Source organism: Knoellia altitudinis (genome assembly GCF_042666355.1).
Classification (GTDB): domain Bacteria; phylum Actinomycetota; class Actinomycetes; order Actinomycetales; family Dermatophilaceae; genus Knoellia; species Knoellia altitudinis.
Map to the genome: position 1 here is coordinate 3,019,038 of NZ_JBHTDK010000001.1, position 17,088 is coordinate 3,036,125.

The following is a 17,088-nucleotide window of genomic DNA, read 5'->3' on the forward strand; positions in this document are numbered from 1 at the left end:
GCCCTAGGCTCGGCGTCATGTCCGACGGTTCCGAGCTCCTCGACGCGATCCGTGCTGGCCTGCGCTCGGAGACAGACCCGGAGCGGGCGGCGGAGCAGCAGCGCTACATGAAGAGCGAGATGCCCTTCCTCGGACTCACCTCACCGCAGCGCCACGGGATGTTGCGGCCGCTGCTCGCCGACCCCGCGTTGCGGATCGAGAGCCGAGCCGCCTGGGAGCGCAGCGTCCGTGAGCTCTGGGACGGGGCCGAGTACCGCGAGGACCGGTATGCCGCCCTCGCCCTTCTCCGACACCGCACCTACCGCTCGTGGCACGACCCGGACCTCATGCCCCTCGTCGAGCACATCGTCGTGACGGGGGCCTGGTGGGACCACGTCGACGAGGTCGGCAACGTCGTCGGTGAGGTGCTGCTCGTCGACCCCGAGGGGGAGGGGCTGCGGATGCGGGGGTGGGCCGAGCACGACGACCTCTGGCTGCGACGTTCGGCGATCATCAGCCAGCTGCGCCACAAGGAGCGCACGGACACCGTCCTCCTCGAGGACGTCATCGAGCCCAACCTCGACGACCGCGAGTTCTTCATCCGCAAGGCGATCGGCTGGGCACTGAGGCAGTACGCCCGCACGGACCCGGCCTGGGTACTCGACTTCGTCGAAGCGCAGGGGAGTCGCCTGTCCGGCCTCAGCCGGCGCGAGGCGCTCAAGCACCTGTGACCGGTCACCGACGTCCCGTCACAAAGTGGCGGGATGTGGCAGGGTCAGGTGTGTTGTTCACGGCGTCGTGCGCGGCGTGGCTCGCCCGTCATCCTCGAGGAGAAGTCTCATGACCCACCAGCGAATGACCCGTCGGACCGCCCTGGCGAGTGCGGTGGCTGCACCCCTGGCCATCGGCTCAGCCGCCTCCGGCGCCACGGCCGCACCGGTCACGGAAGGCGCCGCTGGGCCGCGCTCGCTCAGGGTCCCCGCGCCCCTGCGCCGAGGCGACACCGTCGCGGTCGTCGCCCCCTCCGGTCACGTGACCCCGGCGAGCCAGCGCGCGCGGGTGCTGACCGGCATCGAGCGGATGAAGGCCTGGGGACTCAACGTGGTCGAGGGCGCCCACCTGTGGGACTCCGATCCCACCATCGGCCTCGCGGGCACGGACGAGGCCCGTGCCTCGGACCTCCTGGCCGCGTGGCGTGACCCGGCCGTCGACGCCGTCATCACCGCCCGCGGTGGCTACGGCGCGCAGCGAACCCTCGAGGTCATGGACCCCAAGGACTTCCGCGACGGCACAGGCAAGTGGCTCGCCGGATACTCCGACACGACGATCCTGCTCAGCCGCATCAACGCCGAGACCGGCCTGCAGTCCCTGCACGGACCGGGAGTGACGGGCATCGCCACCGCGGACCCGGCCACCCTGGAGTCGATGCGCCGGCTGCTCTTCGGCGAGGTCGAGGCGGGGGAGGCCCTGCTCAGCGGCCTCACCCCGTGGCGCGACGGCAGCGTCGAGGGCCGGCTCGTCGGCGGCAACGTCACGATGCTCGCGACCTCCGTGGCCACGGGTGACCTCCTGTCCACCAAGGGCGCGGTCGTCGTGCTCGAGGACGTCGGCGACGCCGGCTACGTCCTGGACCGCAACTTCACCAAGCTGCGCCGCTCCGGCTGGCTCGACGACGCCGAGGGCTTCGTCCTTGGTGACTTCACGATGGCGTCGTCGCCGTCGGACACGCAAGTGATCCTGCGGGACCGCATCCTCTCCCTCGGCAAGCCGACCTGGGCGGGCGGCTCGTTCGGCCACATCACCGCCAACCGGTCCTTGCCGATGGGGGCCCACGTCAGCGTCGCTCAGGGATCCCTGAGACTCAGCTGACGCTGGGCCGGGCTCCCGGCACATCCGGGTCGTCGTCGCCGGCGTGGGCGATGGAGTCGAGCTGGCGCCACACCAGCGCCAGGATGAGTGCCGTCCCGACGAAGGCGAACCAGAACGGCGCGGTCAGCCCCCATCTCTGCGCGATGGGTCCACCGACGGCCTGCCCGATGACGATGCCGAGGAAGAGAGCGGTCATGTATACGCTGCCGACCCGACCCTGGTATGCCGTGGGCACGGACCGCTGGCGGATCGTGTTGCTGACCGTCCCCCAGGTGAAGGCGTAGGCACCGAACACGGTCATGACGACGATGGCCACCCAGCCGACGGTGGTGAGCGCCAGCGCGAGGTGGGTGAACACCTCGGTGACGAGACAGACCTTCATGAGCGTGGCGAGCGGGAAGCGGCGCGAGAGCCGGTCGAAGCTCGTCGTGGCCAGCACGCCACCGACGGCGCTCGCCGTCGAGAGCAGACCGAACCCGATCACGCCCATCCGCAGGTGGTCGAGCGACCAGAGGACGAGGATGGACCACGCGGCCCCCCACGTGATGTTGAACGTCAGGATGACGAGGACGAGCGTGCGCATGGGCGGGTGGTGGCGCACCCATCGGATCCCCTCCAGGATGTCGGCGCGGACATGCGTGTCGACCGTGCCGCGGACGCCACCGCGCGAGAGCTCCATACGAGCGACGAGTCCGATGGCGAGCAGGACGAGCAGGATCTGGGTGACGAACGGCCAGACCATGCCTGCCGCGAAGAGGAACGCCCCGACCGGTGGTCCGACGAGCTCGTTGGCGGTGAGGAACCCGGCCTGCAGCCGGACCTGGCCGGTCCGCAGGTCATCACGCTGGACGACCATCGGCAGCAGCGTGCCCGTCGCCGAGTCGGCGAAGACCTCACACACCCCGTAGAGGAACATCGTCGCCAGCACGGCGCCGATCGAGATGTGGTCCGTGCTGATGAACGAGCACAGGCCGATGACGACGAGCACGCGCAGCATGTTGGCCGTGATGATGATGCGCTTGCGGTCGAGCCGGTCCGCGACTGCTCCGGCCCACAGGCCGAGGAGCAGCCAGGGGAGTCGCTGGAGCAGGGCCGCGAGTGCGACGAGCGTGGGGCTGCGCGTCTGTGACGCCACGAGGAGCGGGCCGGCCGCGAGGGCGATGCCGTCACCGATGTTGCTCGTCCACGAGGCTGCCATGAGCCAGCGGAAGGGTGTGCCGAGACGGGAGGGTGCGATGGCTTCCCCGAGGCGTGACACGGACGGTGACGCTACGCGGAAGGAGAGCACGCGGCATACCGAGTTCGGACGGCTGCCCGGATTTCTCGGCGGGCCCGTTCACGCGTAGGATGACCGACGGTCTTCGTGTGCCCGCACGCGTGTGTGTGCGCCCGGTGACCTAATTCGCGCGTCTCATCGCCGCTGACTGGATTCCCACGAAGCGGGGCGCACCCCGACAGTCCATGTGCCTGCTCCACCGGAGCACACGGCACACGGCGGGGACTGCGTCGAGACGCCAGGCAGGCGGTGCACGACCCGTGCGCGGCCGACGCAACTGAAACCAGCACAAGGAGAACACCGGCATGGCCGTTGTCACCATGCGCCAGCTCCTCGAGAGCGGCGTCCACTTCGGGCACCAGACCCGTCGTTGGAACCCGAAGATGAAGCGCTTCATCATGACCGAGCGCAACGGGATCTACATCATCGACCTGCAGCAGTCGGTGACCTACATCAACAACGCGTACGAGTTCGTCCGCGAGACCGTTGCCCACGGCGGGAGCATCCTCTTCGTCGGCACCAAGAAGCAGGCCCAGGAGCCCATCGCCGAGCAGGCGACGCGCGTCGGCATGCCCTACGTGAACCACCGTTGGCTCGGTGGCATGCTCACCAACTTCCAGACGATCTCCAAGCGTCTGACCCGCCTCATCGAGCTCGACGAGATCGACTTCGAGGACGTCGCCGGCTCCGGCCGCACCAAGAAGGAGCTCCTGCTCCTCAAGCGTGAGCGCGACAAGCTCGACAAGACCCTCGGTGGCATCCGCGGCATGGCCAAGGTCCCCTCCGCCGTGTGGATCGTCGACACCAAGAAGGAGCACCTCGCCGTCGACGAGGCGCGCAAGCTCGGGCTCCCCGTCATCGCGATCCTCGACACCAACTGCGACCCCGACGAGGTCGACTACAAGATCCCCGGCAACGACGACGCGATCCGCTCCGTCACCCTGCTGACGCGAGTCATCGCCGACGCCGTCGCCGAGGGCCTCATCTCCCGTTCCGGTGGCAACGCCGCTGCGGACGCCGAGGGCGCTGCGGACGAGCCGCTGCCCGAGTGGGAGCGCGAGCTCCTCGGTGGCGACGCCGACGCTGCTGCCGAGACCGCGGAGGCCGTGGCCCCCGAGGCCGGCGCCACCGCGGCCGCCGACGCTGTCGAGGCCGCTCCGGCTGCCGAGACCGAGGCTGCTCCCGCTGCCGAGACCGAGGCTGCTCCGGCGCCCGAGGCCGAGGTTCCCGCCGAGACCGAGGCTGCTCCGGCCGCCGAGGACGCCCCGGTCGCCGAGACCGAGGACGCCTCGGCCGCCAAGGCCTGACCTGAGGCGTCACACCTCCTCTCTGTCCGAACTTGCTACAGAAAGAAGCGCACACACACATGGCGAACTACACCGCCGCTGACATCAAGGCGCTCCGTGGGTCCACGGGTGCCGGCATGCTCGACGTCAAGAAGGCTCTCGACGAGGCCGACGGCGACCAGGCCAAGGCCACCGAGATCCTGCGGGTCAAGGGCCAGAAGGGCGTGACCAAGCGCGAGGGTCGTTCCACCTCCAACGGTCTGGTCATCGCGAGGGCAGAGGGCGGCGTCGGCACGCTCGTCGAGGTCCTCTGCGAGACCGACTTCGTCGCCAAGGGTGAGAACTTCATCGCCCTCGCCGACCAGGTCTTCGCGCAGGCCGTCGACACCAAGGCCGCCTCGGCCGACGAGCTCCTCGCGAGCACCCTCCCCGACGGCCAGTCGGTCAAGGACCTCCTCGACGGCGCCAACGCGACCATCGGCGAGAAGATCGAGGTCAAGCGCGTTGCCCGCATCGAGGCTCCCGTCGTGGCTGCCTACCTGCACAAGACGAGCCCCGACCTCCCGGCGCAGATCGGTGTCCTCGTGGCGACCGATGGTGGCGACGAGCAGGTCGCTCGCGACGTCGCGATGCACGTCGCCGCGTTCAGCCCGACCGTCCTCACGCGTGACGAGGTCGACGCCGAGACGGTCGAGAACGAGCGTCGTGTCGCCGAGGCCACGGCCAAGGAGGAGGGCAAGCCCGAGGCTGCGCTCTCCAAGATCGTCGAGGGTCGCGTCAACGGCTACTTCAAGGAGAACGTCCTGCTCGAGCAGCCGTTCGCCAAGGAGCCCAAGAAGACCGTCGCCAAGGTCCTCGAGGAGGCCGGCGCCACGGCGACGTCCTTCGCACGGTTCCGCGTCGGTGGCTGACCTGAGGGTCTGAACCACACGCATCCCGTATGCCGCCCGCTCACCCGAGCGGGCGGCATACGTGCGTCTGGTCGCTGGGCGGCTACCTGACCTCGTAGACGGTGATGGTGCCGGCGCTGAACCGTGGCGTCGCGAACTCGGTGATCCGGGGGGAGACCGGGGTCGCGGTGGCGTCGGCGACGAGCCAGCCCAGCCCATGCTCCTGCTTCATCCGCTCGAAGCCCTCCGGGGTGGGGTCGGTGAACAGCGCGTCGTTCGCGGCGAGCCGCTCGGGGTAGGGACTCGGTCCCGAGGGTCCTCCCGACACGCTGACGTACGCCCAGGACTCGAGGACGGCCTGACGCCCCCCGAGCCCGCTGACCAGGTAGAGGTTCGAGACGCACCCCTTCGCCACGGTCCCTCGTGAGCAGTGACGGTTGGTTGCGACGACCGCATCGCGCGGAGTGTTGAGGTCCAGCCAGTGCATGGCGGCACCTCCGCCGGCAGGCAGCGGGATCTCGTTGCTGACCCGCGGCTTCTCCACGGCGTCCACCCGGGTCCCTCGCAGGGCATCTCCCGCCGCGTCCAGGGCTCCGTCCCGGACCGCGTAGGCCGGCGCTCCGAGGACGAGCGCTCCGGCCAGCACCGCGGCCGCCGACCGTTGGAGCTGACGCTGTCGTCGGCCGGCGAGCAGCAGCGCCCCCGCGATGAGGCCGAGGCCACCGACGAAGACCATCATCGACCAGAGGAAGGCCGAGCGCCACGCCACGACGCTCGATCGCTCGGCCAGGTCCAGCGTCGGCGCGAGCCGTGCCGTGAGCCAGGCGAGGGCCGCCCCGACGAGGGCACCGGCGGCGACGAGGCCGACCCGACGAGCTTGCGGGGCCGGTGCCCGGCGCGCTGCGCCGACGAGGATCCAGGCCAGCACGGCAGCGCCGTGGACCAGGGCGAGGCGGACGAAGTACACCTGGCTGAAGGCCGGGTGCGACACGATGAGGAAGGCGGCGAAGGACGCGGCGATGGTTCCGGCAACGAACCACGCCACCGGGTCGGCCCGCACGGACCGCAGGGCGAACCCGGCTGCGCCGAAGTGCAGGCCCACGTGGGGGAACGCCACGGCGAGGAGCCCGAGCCCGAGGATCTGGAGGGAGCGCACCCCGAGATCGGCCACGCCCGCGGGCAGCAGGCTGCTCCCGCTCCCTGCGGACAGGACGTCGCGCAGGGTCGGGTGCCACCTGATGAAGTCGAACAGCCGCACTGACGTCTCGCTGTCGCTGCCGGACAGGAAGATCGCGGTGAGGGGAAGGAGGGCAGCGCAGGCCAGGAGGACCATGGCCGGTGCCTTCACCCGGTCCCATCGGCGGTGCACGAGAAGGCTCATGGCAGAGGTCAGGGCCGCGCCGCACAGGAGGGTGGGAAGGGCGGCCGGTTTGCTCCCGCCGGCCCCGGCGAGGAGCGCCACCAGGAGCAGCCAGCCGCCCCAGCCGATCCTCTGCCCCCGCAAGGCCCACACGATGACCACCATGGCTCCGGCGGTCATCACGGCGACGTAGCCGTGGCTCGGGCTGGCCAGGACGATGGGGCCCTGGGCGAAGTGGGCAGGCAGGACCTGGACCCCGCGGAGGACCGCGAAGATCCACGCTGCGACGACTCCGGCCGCCCACGTGCCCGACAGCGCCCGCGCCAGGACGGCCACGAGCAGCAGGCCCGTGACGACCACGGCCGTGGGCCACAGGCGGAGCAGGACCACGGCCTCCGGGACACCGGAGACGACGCTCGCCGCCGCCATGTCACCGTCGGCGAACCAGTGGTACTCGACGGTGGTTCCCGCGACCTGTGGCACCTCGAGCGGCACGCTCCGCGTCGCGGCGTGGACCAGGGCCAGGTGCCAGGGGAGGTCCACGTAGTACACCCCCTCCCCGGGGGGCAAAGGCGACTCGAGGAACGCTCGAACCGCTCCGGCACCCGCCACCAGGCAGGCTCCGGCGACGCCCCAGTGCCACCACCCCGGTGCCTGCGCGGCTCGGGCCGCAGCCGACCCGGTGGACAGGCACCGCCGCCTCAGTCGAGGGACGAGAAGCACGGGTAGCACCACCAGGGCCGGCCACCAGCGCAGCCACGAGAGCTGCGACACGCCGAGCGCGACCACGAGCACGAGCAGGGCGAGCTGGGCCGCCATGCCGACAGCCGTGCCCAGGACGACGTCCTCCACCCAGGGGCGCCGCGACGGGACGAGGGCGCGCAGGATGAGCACGCCGGGCAGCGCCACCGCTGCCGCGAGGTAGCCGGCATACCGGCCCAGGTCGCTCATCGCGGTGCCGTTCACCTCGAGGTATGACCCGAGGACCGCGGCGCAGAGCACCCATGGGAGGCCGCGAGCGACGAACGTCGAGGCGACCGTGGCCACCGACGGCGCACCCCGACCAGTGGCTTGAAGCTGCCCCATGGGACTGACGCTACGCTGCCTCGGCCGTCGAGTTGCCGCACCGGCGCCGCCGTGTGCGAGGATTCAGGGCACCGCCAGAAGACACTGCCGAGGAGGCACGGTGACCACTGACGTCCAGACCCAGCCCGCTCCCACCAGCACCGGGGGCCGCCCTCGACGGGTCCTGCTCAAGCTCAGCGGAGAGGTGTTCGGGGGCGGCAGCATCGGGGTCGACCCCGAGGTGGTGCGCGGCATCGCGAAGCAGATCGCCGCCGCCATCAACGAGGGAACGCAGGTCGCCATCGTCGTCGGTGGCGGCAACTTCTTCCGCGGGGCAGAGCTCCAGCAGAAGGGCATGGACCGCTCCCGCGCCGACTACATCGGCATGCTGGGCACGGTCATGAACTGCCTCGCGCTGCAGGACTTCCTCGAGAAGGAAGGCATCGACACCCGCGTGCAGACCGCCATTACGATGGGCCAGGTCGCCGAGCCCTACATCCCGCGTCGCGCGATCCGTCACCTCGAGAAGGGGCGTGCGGTGATCTTCGGTGCCGGAGCCGGTATGCCGTACTTCTCCACCGACACGGTCAGCGCCCAGCGTGCCCTGGAGTGCCACTGCGACATGGTCCTCATGTCCAAGAGCGGCGTCGACGGCGTCTACGACTCGGACCCGCGCACCAACCCGGCTGCCCGCAAGCTCGACACCGTGACCTACGGCGAGGCGCTGCGCAACGGCCTCAGGGTCGTCGACGCCGCCGCGTTCAGCCTCTGCATGGAGAACGGCCTGCCCATGGTGGTCTTCGGCATGGAGGGCGAGGGCAACATCACCCGGGCCATCCAGGGCGAGCGCATCGGCACGCTCGTCACGCCCTGAGCCGGGCTGACTGGCCTCACGGCGATTGTTTGACAGACTGGACCCCGCCGCACGACCGCAGCGGCGCGGCATACCGAAGGAGACCTGACCGCATGATCGACGACACCCTGCTCGAGGCCGAGGAAAAGATGGAGAAGGCCGTCGAGGTGGCCAAGGACAACTTCGCCGGCATCCGCACCGGTCGGGCCCACCCCAGCATGTTCAACAAGGTGATCGTCGACTACTACGGTGCGCCGACCCCGCTCCAGCAGCTCGCGTCCTTCCAGACGCCCGAGGCGCGCACGATCCTCATCTCCCCGTTCGACAAGGGCTCCATGGCGAACATCGAGAAGGCCCTGCGTGACGCCGACCTCGGGGTGAACCCGTCCAACGACGGCAACATCATCCGGTGCATCCTGCCGCAGCTCACCGAGGAGCGTCGTCGCGAGTACATCAAGATGGCCCGCGGCCTGGGTGAGGACGCCAAGGTGTCGATCCGCAACATCCGTCGCACCGCCAAGGAGAGCATCGAGAAGCTCGTCAAGGACGGCGACGTCGGCGAGGACGAGGGCTCACGCGCCGAGAAGGACCTCGAGTCCACGACGAAGAAGTACGTCGACAGCATCGACGAGGTGCTCAAGGGCAAGGAGGCCGAGCTGCTCGAGGTCTGACCTCGAACGCACGGGCTCCAGATGAGCGACTTCCCCGCGAGCCCTCCGAGCGCCCCGGCCGGCACCCGCTCACGGACCAAGGCGGGGCGCAACCTGCCCGCAGCCATCGGCGTGGGCGTCGGACTGGCTGTCCTGATCATCGCCTCGCTGGCCATCCGGCGGGAGGCGTTCCTCGTCATCCTCGTCGCCGCCATGGTGATCGGCGCCTGGGAGATGCGCCGGGCGGTGCGCCAGGTCGGCATCGACGCGCCGCTCGTCCCCGTCGTCATCGGTGCCGTCTCGATGGTGCTCGCCGCCTACTTCCGGGGGGCGGAGGCCCTCATCCTGACCTTCGGCCTCACCTGTGTCGGGGTGCTCGTGTGGCGCGTCGCCGACGGCCTCGAGGGTGCCATCCGGGACATCGCCGGCTCGCTCTTCATCGCGCTCTACCCGTGCTTCCTCGGCGGGTTCGCGGCACTGCTCCTCGCGGCCGACGACGGCCACCTGCGCATCGTCTACTTCATCCTCGTCGTGGCGTTCTCCGACATCGGCGGGTACGCGTTCGGCGTCTTCCTCGGCAAGCACCCCATGGCGCCCTCGCTCTCGCCCAAGAAGTCCTGGGAGGGCTTCGCCGGATCGGTCTTCTCGTGCGCGACCGTCGGGGCCGTGAGCCTGGCGCTCCTGCTCGACGGCCCGTGGTGGAAGGGCGCGGTGATCGGCGTCGTCGTCGCGGCGGCCGCCACGGTCGGCGACCTCATCGAGTCGAGCATCAAGCGCGACCTCGGTATCAAGGACATGGGCGCCCTGCTGCCGGGTCACGGCGGCATCATGGACAGGCTGGACTCGCTCGTCCTCTGCATCCCCGTCGTCTGGGCGCTGCTCCTCTGGGCCAACCCCTGATCGCGGCTGCGTCGAGGTCCGCGGGGGAGTGGGACAATGGAGGCGATGACTTCTCTCCCTGAACCCACTGTCGGCCCTCCGGTGCCCGGTCAGCTGACCTTCACCGCGCCCCGTCGCGGCAAGCCGCCGCGTCACCTGGCCGACCTGTCGCCGACCGAGCGCAAGGCGGCCGTCGAGGAGCTGGGGCACAAGGGGTTCCGGGCCAAGCAGCTGTCGACGCACTACTTCGAGCGGCTCGTCGAGTTCCCCGAGGACATGACCGACCTGCCCAAGGCCGTGCGCGACCAGCTCGTCGCGGACCTCCTGCCGACCCTGCTGACGCCCGTGCGCACCCTCGAGGCCGACCGCGGCGCGACCCTCAAGTCGGTGTGGCGCCTGCACGACGGGGCGCTCGTCGAGTCGGTCCTCATGCGCTATCCCCGGCGCGTGACGATCTGCATCTCGAGCCAGGCGGGCTGCGGCATGAACTGCCCCTTCTGCGCCACCGGGCAGGCCGGGCTCACCCGCAACATGTCGGCCGCCGAGATCGTCGAGCAGGTCGTCGACGCCAACCGCAAGCTGCGCCACGGCGCCCTTCCGGCGATCGGCGCGACCCACCCGGCCGAGGCCGGGCTCGGAGACGAGGCCGAGGACGACGCCGCGGCGTCCGCGCTCGGGCCGGAGCGCGTCAGCAACGTCGTGTTCATGGGCATGGGTGAGGCACTGGCCAACTACAAGGCCGCCATCGGTGCGATCCGCCGCCTCACCGACCCGACCCCCGACGGCCTGGGCATGTCGGCTCGCGGCATCACGATGTCGACCGTCGGTCTCGTGCCGGCCATCGACAAGCTCGCCGCCGAGGGCATCCCGGTCACGCTCGCCCTGTCGCTGCACGCCCCGGACGACGAGCTGCGCGACGAGCTCGTGCCCATCAACACCCGGTGGAAGGTCGACGAGGCGATCGACGCGGCCTACCGCTACTTCGAGGCGACCGGCCGCCGGGTCAGCATCGAGTACGCCCTCATCAAGGACATGAACGACCAGGCCTGGCGCGCCGACCTCCTCGGCAAGAAGCTCACCTCGCGCGGCAAGGGCTGGGTGCACGTCAACCCCATCCCGCTCAACCCGACGCCGGGCTCCAAGTGGACGGCCTCGCGTCGTGGCGTCGAGCAGCAGTTCGTCGAGCGGCTACGTGCCCACGGCATCCCGACGACGGTCCGCGACACCCGTGGCTCCGACATCGACGGCGCCTGCGGCCAGCTCGCTGCCGCGACTCCCTGACGCCGCTCGCTCGACGACAGGCGAGGGTATGCCGTCCGCGCACCATCTCGTTCCCGGTTCCCTGGGCGGACGGGCGCGGCGCGACTACTGTGGGGTAATGCGCCTGCGTACCGTCGCGGTCGGCATCGTCGCCGCCCTCACCCTCTCTGCCTGTGGCGGTGTCCTGCCCGAGAACCTGCGCGGTGAGGACTCGCACGCCAGCTCCAGCCACGCGGCCTCGCCGTCGTCGGCGGCAGCAGCGGCCAAGGCCAAGCCGGAGCCGCCGGACGTCGCACTGCGCGCCGGTGAGAGCTTCCAGGAGCTCTCGATGGCGGCGAAGTACACACCCAAGGCGCCGTTCGGCACGGGCACCGACGACTATCGCTGCTTCCTCGCCGACCCGAAGTTCGCTGAAGACATGATCGTCAGCGGCGTCAAGATCGTGCCGGACAACCCGGCGGCGGTGCACCACGTCATCCTCTTCAAGGTCGACCCGGACAACGTCGCGGCCGCCGAGGCCAAGGACGCCGAGGACGCGGAGCAGGGCTGGACCTGCTTCGGCGGCTCGGGCATCGGCGGCGGGCCCGCCGCCCAGCTCGACAACGCCGAGTGGGTCGGCGCCTGGGCCCCCGGGGGCGGCGAGCGGGTCATGGCCGACGACATCGGCATCCCTCTCGCCAAGGGCTCGCGCGTCGTCATCCAGATGCACTACAACCTCCTCGCCGGTGGCGGCGCCGACCAGAGCAAGGCCCGGCTGCGGCTGACACCGGCCAGTGCCGGTCACAAGAAGCCGCTCGAGACGATGCTCCTGCCCGCCCCCGTCGAGCTGCCGTGCCGCAAGGGCACGCCCGGTGAGCTGTGCTCGCGCACCCCGGCCGTCGCCGACATCCGCACGCGCTTCGGCGAGCAGGTCGCGACCGCCGACCTGCTGCACCTCCTCTGCGGTGAGCTGAAGCCCGGCCCCACGCAGTCGTGCACCCGCCCCATCACGCAACCGGGTCAGATCCGGGCCGTCTCCGGCCACATGCACCTGCTCGGCAAGTCGATCACCGTCGACGTCAACAAAGGCACCCCGCAGGCCAGGCGGGTCCTCGACATCCCGGTGTGGAACTTCGACGACCAGGGCGCGATCCCGCTCCCCAAGCCACAGCCGGTGAAGCAGGGCGACACGGTCACGGTGACGTGCACGCACGACCAGGCAATGCGTGACGTCCTCCCGGCCTACGAGGGGACCAAGGAGCGCTACGTCGCGTGGGGCGAGGGCACCACGGACGAGATGTGTCTCGGGATCGTCCTCTTCACGCGCGCGAGCTGAGCACGAGCTCCGCGGCCTCGTCGGTGCTGTCGACGAGGTGCACGACCTGACCCATGCCCCGCTCACTGCTCAGCGCCCGGATGACGTCCCACACCGGCACCTCGCGTGACCAGTGGTCGACGCCGACGAGCACGAGCGGCGCGAGCGTCCGCTCGGCCTCGGCGTAGTAGAGGGGCGTGATCGACTGGAAGATCTCCTGCACCGTGCCCGCCGCGCCGTGGAGGACGATGAGGCCGGCGGTCGACCGCGCGAGCAGTCCGTCCTCGCGGATCGCGTTGCTGAAGTACTTCGCGATGCCGTTGCAGAACACGTTGGGCGGCTCGTGGCCGTAGAACCACGTGGGGATGCCGATGGAGCGAACAGCGCTGTCCTGCAAGGGAAGGGGCAGGACGTCGTCATACACCTCGAGGGCGAGCTCCGCCCAGGCCCCGATCGACGGGCGGAACGAGGGTATGCCGGCCAGCCGCCCGAGTGCCTCGCTCACGACCTCGTGGGATGGGCAGAGGGCGCCGAGGTTGGCGGCCTCCATCGCGCCGGGGCCGCCTCCGGTGGCGACGACGAGACCCGAGGAGGCGAGGGTGTGCCCGAGACGGGCCGCACCGGCATACGCGTCGCTGTCGCGCGTCAGCGCATGTCCGCCCATGACCCCGACGACAGGGACGTCGCCGACGAACTCGGTGAGGGCGTCGCTGACGGAGTCGTCGTGGATGGCTCGCAGGAGCGTGACGAAGACGTCGTGATGGGGATCTGCCTCGCGGGACCACCCGTAGGCGCGAGCGTCCGGCGTCTGCTCGTAGCCGTGCTCGGCCAGGCCGGCGTAGAGCTCGTGCGGCTGGTAGAGGCTGGCGCGGTAGGGGTTGACCGGAGCCCCGGGATCCGTCGGGAAGACGAGGGCACCGTGCAGCCGCAGGTGGTGGTCGAGCTCTGGGGAGAGTCGCCCGCCGAGCACGACGAGCCCGTCGAGGTCGGTGCGGGACAGGAGACGGGCCTCGTGGTCGCGGAGGTCGAGGTCCTGCAGGCGTCGACCGGTCAGGGGTGCACCGCTCTCGAGTGCGGCATCGAGGTCGCGCAGGCTCTCGATCTCGTTCATGGGGGAATCCTCGCATGGTCCTTGACCGGTACAGAAAGCGAGACCACTGTAGCGGTACAGAAACGACGAAGGAGCGCATCATGGACTACCTGCCACTCGCCTCGATCACCGCCGACAGGGCCACCCGTCGCCACTTCGACGGCGGCCGCGTCGACTCCACCGCGGCTGCACCGCTTCGCGGGAAGCGAGCGGCCACGAGCCCCACCTTCCGTGGTTCTGCTGCCCTGCGCGCTCGCGTGGCCGGGCTGCTCTACCGCGGTGCGCGCGCGGTGGAGCCCTGCGGCTACCGGCAGGTGGCGACACGCTGACCCAGCGCCTGTCCGACATCCAGAGGGACGCGCTAGCGTCGCCCGTGCGAGCCGTGCGGCTCGACGAGAGCGAGGTGGGCGTGGGCAGGGTGACCCTCCAGACCGTGGCCGACAGGGTCGGCGTGAGTCGGATGACGGTCTCCAACGCGTTCTCGCGCCCTGACCAGCTGTCCAGTGCGCTGCGCGACAAGGTCCTCAAGGCGGCCGAGGAGCTCGGCTACACCGGCCCCGACCCCTCCGCGCGCGCCCTCGCTCGGGGCTCGACCGGGTCGGTGGGGGTGCTGCTGTCCAACAGTCCGGCCGAGGCGTTCACCGACGAGGTCGCGGCGGCCTTCTTCAGCTCGATCGCTGCCACGCTCTCGCCCCGGGGCATCGCTCTGACGCTGCTCTCGAGCGAGCCGTCGGGCGACGTCATGCCCGCTCGGGACGTGGCGATGGACGGTGTCATCGTCTACAACTGCGACCCCGAGTCGGGGGCTCGCGAGCAGGTCGAGCGTCGCAAGCTCCCGCTCGTGCTCGTCGACCAGCCCAACACCCGCGGCTTCTCGAGCGTCAACGTCGAGGACCGCTCGGGCGCGCGGGCGGCGGCACAGCACGTCGTCGACCTGGGGCACAGCAGGGTCGCGCTCATCGGCAAGACCGGTGTGCCGCCCTTCGGCATCGTGGAGTCGTCGTCGGCCAAGGGGCAGGGCTACGCCTCGACCGAGCGGCTGGCCGGGTGGATCGAGGTGCTGACGGAGGCCGGCATCGAACCGGTCATCCTGCAGGAACCCATCGACTCCACCGCCGGTGGTCGGGGCGCCCTGAAGGCCATCCTCGAGGTGCAGCCCGACACGACCGCCATCCTCGCGTTCTCCGACGCCATGGCCGCCGGGGTGCTGCTCGATGCGCACGACGCCGGCATCTCCGTCCCGGACCAGCTGTCCGTCGTCGGCTTCGACGACAACCCGCTCGCGACCCGACTTCGCCCCCAGCTGACGACCGTCCGCCAGGACGTCACCGAGAAGGGGCGCCTCGCCGCGTCGATGCTCGTCGAGGCGATGGCGGACCGCCGGGCTGGCCGCCCCACCGAGCCCCGGGCCGTGACGCTGACCACCGAGCTCGTCGTGCGCGACTCCACCGCGCCGCCTCCCAGAGCGGGGAAGCCGCCCGAGGGTGCGAAGCGTCCCCAGGATGGCAAGCGTCCGAGGACCCGGCGGCCGTCGGCTCGGGCCTGACCTGTCGGCAGAGCGCGCCATGGCGACGATCCCGGCTCTGGTGGGCTGGTCCCCGTGCCCCTAGCGTGGTGTCATGCGCTCCCACGTGGAGACCCCCACCCTGACCCTGCACGCCGTGGCCGGCACGCACACCGTGCTTCTCGGATGGGACCTCGCTGATCCGACCGGTTGCCTGGGGTTCGCGATCCGGCGCCGGGAGACCGGTGGCGAGACGGTGTGGCTGCGGGGGATGAAGACCTTCGCCTCCGTCGTGCCCGACCCGCCTCCCGGCAGCGACTGGTCGACGCGGGAGCATCCCATCCAAGGCTTCCAGTGGGGTGACTACACGACCAGGCCGGGACGGTCCTACCGGTATGCCGTGGTGGCGCTGGGCGGATCGGCTGCCGCACCGAAGGAGCTCGCGACCGCGTCGGTGAGGGTGCGGACCGAGGTCGAGGACGACGGCGTGCACGGGGTGTTCTTCAACCGCGGGGTGGCGGGTTCGCAGGCCTTCGCCAGGCGATTCGCCGGCTACGTCCCGAGCAGGGACGAGGCCGAGGAGTCGCCAGCGATGGTCTGGCTGTCCCGAGGGCTCGGCGAGGCGTTCGTGGCCTTCTGCGAGCAGGCGACCGGGGCGGGTTCCGGCCTGCGTGGCGCCTTCTACGAGTTCACCTGGGGGACGGGTCTCACAGCGTTGGCCGCCGCCCGCGACAGGGGCGCCGACGTCGCACTCGTCGTGCACGGGCGCGACAGGGACGGTGACGGCGGCGCCGACACCACCTCGACCCAGGCCCGCGCAGCGGCTCGACGCCATGGCGTGAGCAACGGCGGCACCATCCGGTGGCGCGACGCCGACAACGTGTCTGCCCTGCACCACCACAAGTTCCTCGTCCTGCTCGACGGTGGGCGACCGGTTGCCGTCTGGACCGGGTCGACGAACCTCACGCAGGGCGCGATCTTCGGTCACTCCAACGTCGGTCACGTCATCCACGACCCCGTGGTGGCGCAGCAGTTCCTCGACGAGTGGGAGCGGCTCGAGACGGGCGAGACGACGGCCGAGCTGCGCGACGCCCATGAGCGGGACAACCCGGTCGTGGAGGTGACTCCACCGAAGCGGGGAGCGAGCGTCGTGCTCGCGCCACGGCATACGAGCTCGTCCGTCCTGCAGTGGTTCGCGAACGTCTTCGACCACGGTGAGGTGAGCGCGCACATCACGGGCGCCTTCGGGCTGAACGAGCTCTTCCGCGACACGCTGCGCACGGCGAAGCCCGACACGGTGCGCACGGTGCTGCTCGACAAGTGGCCGCCCAAGGAGCAGGCCGTGCCGCGCACCGACCCCAACGTGCGCATCTCGACCGGTGCCCACCTCACCGGTGGCGGCCTCGCACAGTGGGCCGGGGAGTCACTGACCGGCTTCAACACGCATGTGAAGTACGTGCACACCAAGATCATCCTCATCGACCCGTTCGGGACCGACCCCGTCGTCGTCACGGGCTCAGCCAACTACAGCAGGGCCTCCACCGTGTCCAACGAGGAGAACACCCTCGTCCTGCGCGGCGGCGGCAAGGGGCCGGCGTCGTCCCGGGCAGCCATCCGCCGAGTCGCCGACATCTACCTCACCGAGTACCACCGCCTCTTCATGCACTTCGTCTTCCGGTCGTGGGTCGAGCGGCGCGAGATGGTGACGGGGGCGAGGCAGGAGCCCGGGCACCTGGCCGAGGACGACGGCTGGACGCACCCCTACTATCGCGCTGCGTCCTGGCAGGCGCTGCAGCGGCGGGTGTTCTCCGGACAGGAGGCATGACGCCATGA

Annotated in this window: 15 protein-coding genes; 12 read left to right on the forward strand and 3 right to left on the reverse strand. The window is 70.6% G+C overall.

Going from position 1 to position 17,088, the window contains the following annotated elements; all coding sequences use genetic code 11:
• The first annotated feature begins 17 nt into the window (after window positions 1-17).
• Window positions 18-710, forward strand: a complete 693-nt coding sequence (locus ACFQW8_RS14220) for a DNA alkylation repair protein (RefSeq protein WP_380088357.1) — start codon at window positions 18-20, stop codon at window positions 708-710.
• Window positions 711-819: 109 nt separating this feature from the next.
• Window positions 820-1,848 (forward strand): S66 peptidase family protein, encoded by a 1,029-nt coding sequence (locus ACFQW8_RS14225; RefSeq protein WP_380088359.1) that lies wholly within the window; start codon window positions 820-822, stop codon window positions 1,846-1,848.
• Here the strand turns inward: ACFQW8_RS14225 and ACFQW8_RS14230 are convergent.
• Window positions 1,841-3,106: an MFS transporter gene (locus ACFQW8_RS14230; protein WP_380088360.1), complete on the reverse strand. Its 1,266-nt coding sequence runs from the start codon at window positions 3,104-3,106 to the stop codon at window positions 1,841-1,843. The two genes, ACFQW8_RS14225 and ACFQW8_RS14230, sit on opposite strands and share 8 nt — an antisense overlap.
• A 323-nt stretch (window positions 3,107-3,429) precedes the next feature.
• Here ACFQW8_RS14230 and rpsB point away from each other — a divergent pair, with 323 nt between their 5' ends.
• Both rpsB and tsf read left to right on the forward strand, forming a co-directional pair.
• Window positions 3,430-4,431 (forward strand): 30S ribosomal protein S2, encoded by a 1,002-nt coding sequence (gene rpsB, locus ACFQW8_RS14235; RefSeq protein WP_380088362.1) that lies wholly within the window; start codon window positions 3,430-3,432, stop codon window positions 4,429-4,431.
• 59 nt (window positions 4,432-4,490) lie between these two features.
• Window positions 4,491-5,321: a translation elongation factor Ts gene (tsf, locus tag ACFQW8_RS14240; protein ID WP_380088363.1), complete on the forward strand. Its 831-nt coding sequence runs from the start codon at window positions 4,491-4,493 to the stop codon at window positions 5,319-5,321.
• A gap of 82 nt (window positions 5,322-5,403) precedes the next feature.
• On the opposite strand, the gene ACFQW8_RS14245 is transcribed toward tsf, so the two are convergent.
• Window positions 5,404-7,746, reverse strand: coding sequence for a hypothetical protein (locus tag ACFQW8_RS14245; protein ID WP_380088365.1), 2,343 nt, complete (start codon window positions 7,744-7,746; stop codon window positions 5,404-5,406).
• 100 nt (window positions 7,747-7,846) lie between these two features.
• Between ACFQW8_RS14245 and pyrH the strand changes: the two genes are divergently transcribed.
• From pyrH to ACFQW8_RS14270, 5 genes are all read left to right on the forward strand, one after another.
• A complete protein-coding gene (gene pyrH / locus ACFQW8_RS14250; protein WP_380088367.1) occupies window positions 7,847-8,599 on the forward strand; it encodes a UMP kinase in 753 nt (250 codons plus the stop codon).
• A 92-nt stretch (window positions 8,600-8,691) separates the two neighbouring features.
• On the forward strand, window positions 8,692-9,249 hold the full coding sequence (gene frr / locus ACFQW8_RS14255) for a ribosome recycling factor (RefSeq protein WP_380088368.1): 558 nt from the start codon (window positions 8,692-8,694) through the stop codon (window positions 9,247-9,249).
• A 21-nt stretch (window positions 9,250-9,270) separates the two neighbouring features.
• Window positions 9,271-10,128, forward strand: coding sequence for a phosphatidate cytidylyltransferase (locus ACFQW8_RS14260; RefSeq protein WP_380088370.1), 858 nt, complete (start codon window positions 9,271-9,273; stop codon window positions 10,126-10,128).
• A gap of 45 nt (window positions 10,129-10,173) precedes the next feature.
• Complete coding sequence (rlmN, locus tag ACFQW8_RS14265; RefSeq protein WP_380088372.1) at window positions 10,174-11,388, forward strand: 23S rRNA (adenine(2503)-C(2))-methyltransferase RlmN; 1,215 nt, start codon at window positions 10,174-10,176, stop codon at window positions 11,386-11,388.
• Window positions 11,389-11,485: 97 nt separating this feature from the next.
• A complete protein-coding gene (locus ACFQW8_RS14270; RefSeq protein ID WP_380088374.1) occupies window positions 11,486-12,682 on the forward strand; it encodes a monooxygenase in 1,197 nt (398 codons plus the stop codon).
• Here the strand turns inward: ACFQW8_RS14270 and ACFQW8_RS14275 are convergent.
• Window positions 12,666-13,772, reverse strand: coding sequence for an LOG family protein (locus ACFQW8_RS14275; protein ID WP_380088376.1), 1,107 nt, complete (start codon window positions 13,770-13,772; stop codon window positions 12,666-12,668). The genes ACFQW8_RS14270 and ACFQW8_RS14275 overlap by 17 nt on opposite strands.
• An 80-nt stretch (window positions 13,773-13,852) precedes the next feature.
• On the opposite strand from ACFQW8_RS14275, the gene ACFQW8_RS14280 reads away from it, so the two are divergent.
• The 3 genes from ACFQW8_RS14280 to ACFQW8_RS14290 all read left to right on the forward strand — a co-directional run bounded on the left by ACFQW8_RS14280 (window position 13,853) and on the right by ACFQW8_RS14290 (window position 17,080).
• Entirely contained in the window at window positions 13,853-14,080 is a 228-nt protein-coding gene (locus ACFQW8_RS14280) for a hypothetical protein (protein ID WP_380088377.1), read from the forward strand.
• Between the two features lie 44 nt (window positions 14,081-14,124).
• Window positions 14,125-15,297, forward strand: coding sequence for a LacI family DNA-binding transcriptional regulator (locus ACFQW8_RS14285; RefSeq protein WP_380088379.1), 1,173 nt, complete (start codon window positions 14,125-14,127; stop codon window positions 15,295-15,297).
• 73 nt (window positions 15,298-15,370) lie between these two features.
• The gene (locus ACFQW8_RS14290) at window positions 15,371-17,080 is read left to right on the forward strand and encodes a phospholipase D-like domain-containing protein (RefSeq protein ID WP_380088381.1); all 1,710 of its coding nucleotides are present in this window, start codon (window positions 15,371-15,373) and stop codon (window positions 17,078-17,080) included.
• Window positions 17,081-17,088: the final 8 nt, after the last annotated feature.